The 10,522-nt window shown below is 74.0% G+C and carries 9 protein-coding genes and 1 pseudogene; 8 read left to right on the plus strand and 2 right to left on the minus strand.

Annotation, left to right across the window (positions count from 1 at the left end; genetic code table 11):
- Position 1: 1 nt before the first annotated feature.
- Positions 2–922 (minus strand): LysR family transcriptional regulator, encoded by a 921-nt coding sequence (locus ACPC54_RS24820; protein WP_498967776.1) that lies wholly within the window; start codon positions 920–922, stop codon positions 2–4.
- 96 nt (positions 923–1,018) lie between these two features.
- On the opposite strand from ACPC54_RS24820, the gene ACPC54_RS24825 reads away from it, so the two are divergent.
- The 4 genes from ACPC54_RS24825 to ACPC54_RS24840 all read left to right on the plus strand — a co-directional run bounded on the left by ACPC54_RS24825 (position 1,019) and on the right by ACPC54_RS24840 (position 5,082).
- Positions 1,019–1,723 (plus strand): succinate dehydrogenase cytochrome b subunit, encoded by a 705-nt coding sequence (locus ACPC54_RS24825; protein WP_498967777.1) that lies wholly within the window; start codon positions 1,019–1,021, stop codon positions 1,721–1,723.
- Positions 1,720–3,666 (plus strand): fumarate reductase/succinate dehydrogenase flavoprotein subunit, encoded by a 1,947-nt coding sequence (locus ACPC54_RS24830; RefSeq protein ID WP_498967779.1) that lies wholly within the window; start codon positions 1,720–1,722, stop codon positions 3,664–3,666. The genes ACPC54_RS24825 and ACPC54_RS24830 overlap by 4 nt, the downstream gene beginning before the upstream one ends.
- Positions 3,663–4,400 carry a succinate dehydrogenase/fumarate reductase iron-sulfur subunit gene (locus ACPC54_RS24835; protein WP_498967780.1) on the plus strand — a complete coding sequence of 246 codons (738 nt, stop codon included), beginning with the start codon at positions 3,663–3,665 and terminating at the stop codon, positions 4,398–4,400. The genes ACPC54_RS24830 and ACPC54_RS24835 overlap by 4 nt, the downstream gene beginning before the upstream one ends.
- Before the next feature lie 370 nt (positions 4,401–4,770).
- Positions 4,771–5,082 carry a hypothetical protein gene (locus ACPC54_RS24840; RefSeq protein ID WP_498967782.1) on the plus strand — a complete coding sequence of 104 codons (312 nt, stop codon included), beginning with the start codon at positions 4,771–4,773 and terminating at the stop codon, positions 5,080–5,082.
- Between the two features lie 10 nt (positions 5,083–5,092).
- Here ACPC54_RS24840 and ACPC54_RS24845 read toward each other — a convergent pair whose 3' ends face one another.
- Positions 5,093–6,028: a DUF2797 domain-containing protein gene (locus ACPC54_RS24845; protein ID WP_498967783.1), complete on the minus strand. Its 936-nt coding sequence runs from the start codon at positions 6,026–6,028 to the stop codon at positions 5,093–5,095.
- Positions 6,029–6,139: 111 nt separating this feature from the next.
- On the opposite strand from ACPC54_RS24845, the gene ACPC54_RS24850 reads away from it, so the two are divergent.
- The 4 genes and pseudogenes from ACPC54_RS24850 to ACPC54_RS24865 all read left to right on the plus strand — a co-directional run.
- The gene (locus tag ACPC54_RS24850) at positions 6,140–6,628 is read left to right on the plus strand and encodes a MarR family winged helix-turn-helix transcriptional regulator (protein ID WP_498967784.1); all 489 of its coding nucleotides are present in this window, start codon (positions 6,140–6,142) and stop codon (positions 6,626–6,628) included.
- 10 nt (positions 6,629–6,638) lie between these two features.
- On the plus strand, positions 6,639–7,865 hold the full coding sequence (locus tag ACPC54_RS24855; RefSeq protein ID WP_498967786.1) for an epoxide hydrolase family protein: 1,227 nt from the start codon (positions 6,639–6,641) through the stop codon (positions 7,863–7,865).
- 176 nt (positions 7,866–8,041) lie between these two features.
- Entirely contained in the window at positions 8,042–10,210 is a 2,169-nt protein-coding gene (locus ACPC54_RS24860; RefSeq protein WP_498967787.1) for a restriction endonuclease, read from the plus strand.
- Positions 10,211–10,406: 196 nt separating this feature from the next.
- Positions 10,407–10,522 (plus strand): annotated as a pseudogene (locus ACPC54_RS24865) (ABC transporter ATP-binding protein); the annotation flags it as partial.

Here is a 10,522-nt window from a genome sequence, read left to right on the forward strand (position 1 = left end):
CTCAGAGCAACAGCCGCGTCCCGGGCGGGAGTTCACCCGCCCGGGCCGCGTCGCGCAGGTGCGCCAGCAGGGTGTCGCGCAGCGCCTCGGCCGCGCGGGTCGGCCGCAGTTCGGGCCCGTGCGCGACGGCGATGGTGCGGCCCAGGCCCGGGCCGGCGAACGGCGTCACCGCGAGCCCCGAGCGGGCGGCCACCATGCCGGGCACCACGGCGGGCCCCAGCCCGGCCCGGACGAAGCCGAGCACCGCGTCCATCTCCCCGCCCTCGACGGCGAATTCGGGCTCGAACCCGGCCTCCCGGCAGGCCTCCAGGGTGGCCTCGCGGACGTCGTAGCCCTCCCGGAACATCACCAGCGGCCGGCCCTTCAGCTCCGCCACCCGCGCCTTGCGCCGGGCCGGGTGCCCGGCCGAGACCAACACCAGCTCCTCGTGCAGCAGTTCGGTGACGGCCGGGTCCGGCGGCCGCTCCCCGCCCTCCGGGGTGATCACCAGCGCGAGGTCCAGCTCCCCCGCCGCCAGCAGCCCGGTGAGGTCGCGCGAGCCGCCCTCGCGCACCGCCAGCGCGACCCCCGGGTAGCGGTCCCGGAAGAGCCGCAGCACGTCCGGCACCAGGCTGGTGCACAGGCTCGGCGGCGCGCCGAGCCGTACTCGGCCGCGGCGCAGCTGCACCGTCTCCTGGACGGCGAGCCGGGCGCTCTCGGTGTCCGCCACGATGCGCCGGGCCAGCGGCAGCAGCGCCTCCCCGGCGTCGGTCAGCGCGATGTTGCCGCGGGTGCGGTGGAACAGCTCGGCACCCAGCTCGCGCTCCAGTGCCCGAACCTGCTGCGAGAGTGACGGCTGGGCCACCCGCACTGTCTCTGCGGCCCGGGTGAAGTGACAGGTATCGGCCACGGCCAGGAAGTACCGGAGTTGCTGGAGCTGCATAAGCCCAGCGTAAAGGCCTTCCATAGGCTGCGGCTATCGTCACGAGCTAGATCATGTCTTGGACACGGCTTGGAATGCATCCCTACGGTTGCCGCCATGACAACCGTGACGCGGACGGGCCGCCCTCCGTCCCTGCTCTTGAACCTGTGGCGGTCGACCGTCGGCAAGAAGGCCGTCATGGCCGTCAGCGGACTCCTCATGCTGCTGTACCTGGTCTTCCACATGCTGGGGAACCTGCAGATCTTCTTCGGGCCCCAGGAGATCAACTACTACGCCCACTGGCTGCGCACCCTCGGCATGCCGTTCCTGCGCTACGAGTGGCTGCTGTGGATCTTCCGGGCCGGCCTGACCGTCTGCGTCGTGGCGCACGGCGTGTCCGCGTACCAGCTCAGCCGCCGTGACATCGCCGCCCGGCCGACCAAGTACGCGCACCAGCGCCAGCGGGCCACCTACGCGACCCGCACGATGCGCTGGGGCGGGGTGATCCTGGGCCTGTTCATCATCTGGCACATCCTCGACCTCACCACCGGCACCGTGAACCCGGTCGGCGAGCACGAGCACCCGTACCAGAACATCGTCGCCTCCTTCGACCGCTGGTACAGCTGCATCTTCTACATCCTCGCGATGCTGGCCCTCGGCCTGCACATCCGGCACGGCTTCTGGAGCGCCGCACAGACGCTCGGCGCCAACAACGCGCGCCTGAACTTCATCCTGAAGCTGGCCGCCAACGGGCTGGCGCTCCTGCTCAGCGTCGGTTTCGTGTCCGTCCCCCTGGCCGTGATGTTCGGAGTCGTGAAGTGACCACCTACCCCGAGTACTCCGTGGGCGAGCCCATCGCCGACGACAAGGCCCCGGCCGGGGCGATCGAACAGCGCTGGGACGAGCGCCGGTTCCAGGCCAAGCTGGTCAACCCCGCCAACCGCCGCAAGCACACCGTGATCGTGGTCGGCACCGGCCTGGCCGGCGGCGCCGCCGGCGCCACCCTCGCCGAGCAGGGCTACCACGTCGTCCAGTTCTGCTTCCAGGACTCCCCGCGGCGGGCCCACTCGATCGCCGCCCAGGGCGGCATCAACGCGGCCAAGAACTACCGCAACGACGGCGACTCGATCCGCCGGCTGTTCTACGACACCGTCAAGGGCGGCGACTTCCGCGCCCGCGAGTCCAACGTGCACCGGCTCGCCCAGGTGTCGGTGGAGATCATCGACCAGTGCGTCGCCCAGGGCGTGCCCTTCGCCCGCGAGTACGGCGGCCTGCTCGACACCCGCTCCTTCGGCGGCGTCCAGGTCTCCCGCACCTTCTACGCCCGCGGCCAGACGGGCCAGCAGCTGCTGCTCGGCGCCTACCAGGCGCTCTCCCGGCAGATCGCCGCCGGAAACGTGGAGATGCACGCCCGCACCGAGATGCTGGACCTCGTCGTGGTGGACGGCCGGGCCCGCGGCATCGTCGCCCGCGACCTCGTCACCGGCGAGATCCGCACCCACACCGCGGACGCCGTCGTGCTCGCCAGCGGCGGCTACGGCAACGTCTTCTACCTCTCCACCAACGCCAAGAACTCCAACGCCACCGCGATCTGGCGGGCCCACCGGCGCGGCGCCTACTTCGCCAACCCGTGCTTCACCCAGATCCACCCGACCTGCATCCCGCGCTCCGGCGACCACCAGTCCAAGCTCACCCTGATGAGCGAGTCGCTGCGCAACGACGGCCGGATCTGGGTGCCCAAGGCCAAGGGCGACACCCGCCCGCCGGCGGCGATCCCCGAGGACGAGCGGGACTACTACCTGGAGCGGATCTACCCCTCCTTCGGCAACCTGGTGCCGCGCGACATCGCCTCCCGGGCCGCCAAGAACGTCTGCGACGAGGGCCGTGGCGTCGGCCCCGGCGGGCAGGGCGTGTACCTGGACTTCGCCGACGCCATCCGCCGGCTCGGCCGGAGCGCCGTCGAGGCCAAGTACGGCAACCTGTTCGAGATGTACGAGCGGATCACCGCCGAGGACCCGTACAAGGTGCCGATGCGCATCTACCCGGCGATCCACTACACCATGGGCGGGCTCTGGGTCGACTACGACCTGCAGACCACCGTCCCCGGCCTGTTCGCGGTCGGCGAGGCCAACTTCTCCGACCACGGCGCCAACCGGCTCGGCGCCAGCGCGCTCATGCAGGGCCTCGCCGACGGCTACTTCGTGCTGCCGCCCACCCTCAACGACTACCTGGCCCGCAACCCGCTGCCCGCCGTGCCCGGCGACCACCCCGCGATCACCGGGGCCGAGACCGAGGTCACCGACCGGCTGGAGCGGATCCTCGCCGTGAACGGCGACCGCACCCCGGACTCCTTCCACCGCGAGCTCGGCGAACTCCTCTGGGACAAGTGCGGCATGGCCCGCGACGAGGCCGGGCTCAAGCAGGCGCTCGTCCGGATCCCCGAGCTGCGCGAGGAGTTCTGGCGCCGGATCAAGGTGCCCGGCACCGGCCAGGAGCTCAACCAGTCGCTGGAGAAGGCCAACCGGCTCGTCGACTACTTCGAGCTCGCCGAACTCATGTGCCTGGACGCGCTGCACCGGGCCGAGTCCTGCGGCGGCCACTTCCGCACCGAGAGCCAGACGCCCGAGGGCGAGGCCGCCCGCCGCGACGAGGACTTCAGCTACGCCGCCGCCTGGGAGTTCACCGGCACCGGCACCGCGCCCGTCCTCCACCGCGAGGCCCTCGACTTCGACTACGTCCACCCCACCCAGCGGAGCTACGCATGAACCTCACCCTGCGCATCTGGCGCCAGGCGGGCCCGGACGCCCCCGGCTCGATGACCACCTACCAGGTCAGCGGCATCAGCCCGGACATGTCCTTCCTGGAGATGCTCGACACCCTCAACGAGGAACTGATCACCCGCGGCGACCAGCCCGTCGCCTTCGACCACGACTGCCGCGAGGGCATCTGCGGCGCCTGCGGCATGGTCATCAACGGCCAGGCGCACGGCCCCGAGCGCACCACCACCTGCCAGCTGCACATGCGGCACTTCAAGGACGGCGACACCATCGACGTCGAGCCGTGGCGGGCCTCGGCCTTCCCGGTGGTCAAGGACCTCGTCGTCGACCGCACCGCCTTCGACCGGATCATCGGCTCGGGCGGCTACATCACCGCGCCCACCGGCAGCGCCCCCGACGCGCACGCCACGCCCGTCCCCAAGGAGGCGGCCGACACCGCCTTCGAGCACGCCGAGTGCATCGGCTGCGGCGCCTGCGTGGCGGCCTGCCCGAACGGCTCCGCGATGCTGTTCACCTCGGCCAAGGTCGTCCACCTCAACATCCTGCCGCAGGGCGCTCCCGAGCGCTCCGCCCGGGTGCGGAACATGGTCGCGGCGATGGACGACGAGGGCTTCGGCGGCTGCACCAACACCGGCGAGTGCGCCACCGCCTGCCCCAAGGGCATCCCGCTCACCGGCATCGCCGCGATGAACCGGCAGTTCCTGCGGGCGTCGCTCGGCTGACGCCCCCTCGGTACGGAAGGCCCTCCGCGCGGTGCTCACGCGGGGGGTCTTCGCCGTGCGCGGGGCGCACGGGGACGTGCGCGGGGGCGTGCGGAGGCGGGGCGCGCGGCCCCCGTTCGCGCTCCCCGTACGGGTGGTGGAACGTCAAGAGCGGTGCTGTGCCGCGGAGAATCGCGCTACGGTGGTCCTCCGCTACGGAGGGACGGCATATGCCCGAGGTTCAGTCCTGTTCCGGCTGCGGCGGGTCCGGGGGGACCCAGAAGACCGAGGCAACGGTCGAACTGGACGAGGAAGGAAGCATGGTGCCCAGGGTCCACGAATTCTGGTCGCCCTGCGGTCGGTGCCACGGGTCAGGGACGGTGATCGTCGGATGAGGCTGGTCTTCGAGTGCGTCGAGTGCGGTGGGCATTACCTGCCACCGGAGGGCATGGCCTACCCGGACGGGCCCGCCTCGCCGCTCTGGTGCGCCACCTGCCAGCACGCCAAGCACACCGCCGGGCTCCGGGAGGACCCGCTGCTCGCCCGGGTCGCGCTGGCCGCCGCCCGCGCCGCGCTCGCCCGGCGGGCCGCCGACACCGCCGAGCCGGCCGCGGGCGGGCGCGGCGACGTCCGGCCGTCCCGGCCTCCGCTGTCCCGCCGGGCCCGCAAGGGGCCGGGCGGGGTGCGCGGCAAGCTGTCCTAGAACGTCGGGGTCAGAACAGCGCCTCCTGGGTGTCCGGCTCCGGCGGGCGCACCCGCTCCCGCAGGGTGAGCCCGGCGCAGGCGCGGCCGGTGACGGGCGTCAGCGTCCAGCCGGTCAGCTTCCGGGTGTCCAGCAGCAGCGGGCCGGAGCCGTCCGGCCGGTCGAGGAACAGGTGCCGGCCGACCGGCGGGCGCAGCGCCCCCGCCAGCACCGCGCCGTCGGCCAGGCCGGCCACCTCGTGGTACGTCTCCGGGGCACCGGCGGCCAGGCCGAAGCGGTCCACGTGGTCCACCACCGGGCGGTCCGCGAGCCGTTCGACGGCGTGGCCGTCCAGCAGCCCGTGCGCCCGCCGTCTGGCCTCGGTGAGCACGGCGCGCCGGTGCGCGGCGTCGCCGTGCGACCACCAGTGGTCCGTCTTGATCCGGGACTTGAACCGCTCGCGGGCCATCCCCGAGGCGGCGACGGTGAGTTCGGCGCGGCGCACCGCGGGCAGGCCGCCGCGCGCGGTGAACGCGTAGGCCAGCGCGCCCTGTTCGAGCAGCCGGCTGTCGCCGCGCTGCTCGGCGGTCAGGCCGACCTTGAGCAGGCCCTCGCCGAACCAGGCGAGGTAGAGCAGGTAGGTGCGGCCGTCGTCGAGGATCTGGTCCCGGGCGAGGGCGAGGCCGCGGTCCACGCTCTGGCAGGCCGGGCACTGCGTGGGGCCGCCGTCCGGGTCGATCTCCGCCCGGTGCGGGCAGGGCGTGCGCTCCGTCGCCCCCGCCAGCCAGGCGCCGGTGCAGCGGCGCGGGCCGCCGAGCAGCCAGCCGACCTCGGCGCCGGGCGTCACGGCGCGCTCGTGCACCCGGGTGCCGGCCACGGCCCCGAGCACGGCGCGGCCGTCCTGCCAGCTCAGGCCGGTGGAGATCCAGCCGGCGGGCCGGTCGGGGCGCTGCGGTGCGATCGTCACGTCGTTCTCCCTCCCTTCGGCTCCAGTGAGGCTACCCCGTGGCACTGACAGGGCCGGTCGGAGCCAAAAATGCATAAGCAGCTTAGATAAGTTGCTGATACATTCCAGGACATGGCACCACCGCGGTCCCCCGCCCCGCCCGGCTCGCCGGACGGCCTCGACGTGGCGGCCCTCGCCGACGCACTGGAACAGTTCACCGGCATGTTCATCCGCCTCGCCTCGGTGGAGAAGCTCAGCTTCACCACCCTCGGCGTGCTGCACACCCTGGCCGGGCGCGGCCCGCTGCGGCTGTCCGAGCTCACCGCCAGCGAGCAGGTCACCCAGCCGGCGATCACCCAGCTCGTCACCCGGCTCGAACGCGACGGGCTCGTCCGCCGCGAGCCCGACCCGACCGACCGGCGGGCCGTCCTGGTCCACCTGCTGCCCGCCGGCCGCGCCGTCGTCGAACGCCGCCGCGCCGACCGGGTGGCCCGGCTCACCGCCCTCACCGCACACCTCGACGCGCCCCGGCGGCGGACCGTCGCCGCGGCGCTGCCCGCCCTGCTGGAGATCGCCGCGCTCGGCGCCGAGCAACCGGCGGCGTCTCCACCACTCAGCTAAGGAAGCCGAGTTGGCCACCGATCCGTTCCCGCTCCCGCCCACCCCGGTCCACCTGCCCGACGCCGTCCTCGACGACCTGCGCGAGCGCCTCGCCCGCACCCGCGCCCCGCTCGGCGACCCCGACGACTGGTCGTACGGCGTCCCGCGCGGCTACCTCGCCGAACTGCTCGCCCACTGGCGCGACGGCTTCGACTGGCGCCGGGCCGAGGCCGCGATCAACGCGTACCAGCACTACACGGTGGCCGTCGACGGCGTGCCCGTGCACGTCCTGCGCCGGGCCGGCGTCGGCCCGCGCCCGGTGCCGCTGATCCTCAGCCACGGCTGGCCATGGACCTTCTGGCACTGGTCGAAGGTCATCGACCCGCTCGCCGACCCCGGCGCGCACGGCGGCGACCCGGCCGACGCCTTCGACGTCCTGGTGCCCACCCTGCCCGGCTTCGGCCTCCCCGGCCCGCTCACCGGCGAACCCGACCTCACCTTCGTCCGGGTCGCCGACCTCTGGCACACCCTGATGACCGACGTCCTCGGGTACGAGCGCTACGCGGCCGGCGGCTGCGACATCGGCGCGCTGATCTGCGGTCAGCTCGGCCACAAGTACGCCGACTCGCTGTACGGCATCCACATCGGCTCCGGCCAGCGGCTCGACTTCCTCAACGGCGACCGCGCCTGGGACGTCGCCCAGGGCCGCCCGATCCCCGAGGACGCGCCGGCCGGAGTCCGGGAGCGGACGATCGAGCTCGACCGGCGCTTCGCCGTCCACGTCGCCGCCCAGATGCTCGAACCCGCCACCCTCGCCCCCGGCCTCAGCGACTCCCCCGCCGGCCTGCTCGCCTGGCTGCTCGCCCGCTGGGCCAAGTGGAGCGACCACGGCGGCGACGTGGAGCGGGTGTTCAGCAAGGACGAGTTGCTCACCCACGCCACCCTGTACTGGGCCACCAACGCCATCGGCAGCTCGATCCGCTACTACGCCAACATCAACCGCCACCCCTGGCGGCCCTCGCACGACCGCCGGCCCGTCGTCGAGGCGCCCACCGGGATCACCTTCGTCGGCTTCGAGAACCCCCCGGGCGTGACGACGGACCAGCGCGTGCGGAGCTTCCTCGACAGCGACCGGGCCGACTGGTACCACCACGTCAACCTCACCGCCCACGAGCACGGCGGCCACTTCATCCCCTGGGAGAACCCGCGGGCCTGGATCGACGACCTGCGCCGCACCTTCCGCGGCCGCCGCCCGTGAGGGCCGCGCGGGCTACCGCTGCGCGGCCGGGCCGCCGGCCGGTGCCGCGGGGGCGGTGGAGGTGCGCCCCGGGTCCAGCGGCGCCAGTACTTCGCCCGGTGGGCCGCCCACGTTCTATTGTGGCGGGCGCGGTCCGCGCCGCCGCCGGGAGGCGGGTGGTGCGGCCGGGACGGCGCGTGGACGTGAAGGGGTGGCTGGTGGCGGGGCGGCGGAACAGCGGGGTGCTGGCGATCTGGGCGGAGGCGCAGCGGCAGCAGCAGCGCCGGGAGGAGGTCCGCTGGCGCGCCGAGGAGGCGGAGCTGCGGCGGCACGAGCGCGCGCAGCGGGAGGCGCAGCGGGCGGCGGCCCGGGACGAGCGGGAGGCGCAGCGCGCGTACCAGCAGTCCCGGGAGGCGGAGGCGGCCCGGCGGACGGCCGAACTGGCCGCCCGGGTAGAGGAGTTGCGCGGGCTGTTGGCGGCGGGGCTGGCGGCGCCGGCGTTCGGTCCGCAGGCGCTGCTGGTGCAGCGCGAGGTGCCGCCGTTCGATCCGGGGCCGCTGGGCGTGCCGGTCGCGATGCCGGACCAGCACGCGGCGGCGTACCACGTGCCGGCTCCGGACGCCGCGCAGGCCCGCAACGCGGGGGTGCGGCGCCAGTACGAGCAGTACGTGGCGCAGGCGCGGGCCCGGTTCGAGCAGGACTGGTACGCGGCGCAGGCCCAGGAGGCGGACCGGCAGCAGCGGTTGGCCGCGTACCACCGGGAGTACCTGGAGTGGGCGGAGCGGTTCCGCCGTGCGGAGGCGGACCGCGGGGCGCGGACGGAGGAGTTGCTGCGCCGGTTGCGGGCGGGCGATCCGGAGGCGGTGCAGGAGTACTTCACGGCCGGGCTGTACGCCTCGGCGGCCTGGCCGGAGGGCTTCCCGCACCGGCTGGTGGCGGCCTGGGAGGCGTCCGGCCGCCAGCTGGTGGTGAACTGGGAGCTGCCGGGCCCGGACGTGGTGCCGGCGGCCGCCCGCGTCCGGTACGTGAAGTCGGACGACCGCGAGGCCGAGGTGGCCCGCCCGGCGACCGAGCGCAAGGCGCTGTACCGGGAGGTGCTGGCGCAGTCGGCGCTGCGGGTGGCGGCGGAGCTGTTCCGGGCGGACCGGGACGGGATGCTGGACTCGGTGGTGCTGAACGGCTTCGTGCTCGGCATCGATCCGGCGACCGGCCGGGAGGCCGAGCGCTTCCTGTCCACGCTGACCGCGTCCCGGGCCGACTTCGCCGCGCTGGCGCTGGACCGGGTGGCGCCGGTGGAGTGCTTCCAGGGTCTGGGCGGCAAGCTGTCGGCGCGCCCGGAGCGGCTGGACGAGGTGAAGCCGGACCGGCTGCCGGAGACGGTCGGCGGGGTGCTGGCCGGGCACGGCGGCGAGGACGAGCCGGACCTGTTCGAGATGGACCCGCTCGAATTCGAGGACCTGATCGCCGAGTTGTTCCGGCTGCGCGGCTTCCGCGTGATGACCACGGCCCGCAGCGGCGACGTCGGGGTGGACGTGGTCGCCGAGGACCTGGACCCGGTGACCGGCGGCAAGATCGTCATCCAGGCCAAGCGCTACAGGAAGACCGTGCCGCCGACCGCCGTGCGCGACCTGGAGTCCACCGTCCGCCACCACGGCGCGATCAAGGGCATCCTGGTCACCACCGCGGGCTTCGGCCGGGGCTCGTACAGCTACATCGAGGGCAAGCCGCTGACCCTGGTGACCGGCCCCGAGCTGGTGGAGCTGCTGGCGGAGCAGGGGCTGCGCGCCCGCCTCGGCGGCGGCAGCGCCCCGGCCCCGGCCCCCGTCGAGGCCCGCGAGGAGCCGGCGGCGGCGCAGAGCAGCCTCACCGTGAGCTGGCAGAGCCGCACGTCCGGCGGGGACGCGGTGGACCTGGACGTCACCGCCTTCCTGTGCGCGCGCGGCCGGGTGCTCAGCGACGAGCACTTCGTCTTCTTCAACAACCCGCAGGACCCGGACGGCGCCGTGCGGCTGCACCCGACCCGGTCGGTGCCGGGCGAGCCGACCCGGGCGGCCCGGCTGACCCTGGACCTGCACCGGCTGCCGGCGGCCGTCGAGGAGGTGGTGGTCGCGGTCTCCACCGAGGAGGAGGAGCCGCCGGCGCTGCCGCTGGGCCACGTGTACGGGCTTGCCGTCGCCGCCTCGTACGGGCCGGGGGCGGACGGGCCGGCCAGGTGGCCGGGCTCCAACGGCGGGGTCCCGGACTCGGCGATGCTCCTCGGCGCCTTCCGACGGGCCGACGGCGGCTGGCGGTTCGCGCCGTCCGGCCGCGCGGTGACGAACGGCCTGGCGGGGCTGGCGACGGCCTTCGGCGTGGCCGTGGAGTAGCGACGGCGTGGCCGTGGGGTACGGCGGGACCTTGGTCCTCAGGGCCCACGTCATACCTGAGGAGGAGTGGGCCCCCGCCGCGCCGCCGGGTCGGCGGGGGCGGACCGTCCCCGTGGCATACGGATCGGCCCCGAACGGCTTGGGAGGATGGATCGGAATCAGCACATCCGTTCCATCCCTTCCCACCCTCGGAGGAATCCCCGTGACGTCGATCGCGACCGCCGTCCGTACCGGCCGGGCGGCTGCCCGCGCCACCGGCCTGAACAAGGTCTACGGGGAGGGCGAGACCAGGGTCGTCGCCCTGGACGACGT

Source organism: Kitasatospora sp. NPDC094028 (genome assembly GCF_049543595.1).
GTDB lineage: Bacteria > Actinomycetota > Actinomycetes > Streptomycetales > Streptomycetaceae > Kitasatospora.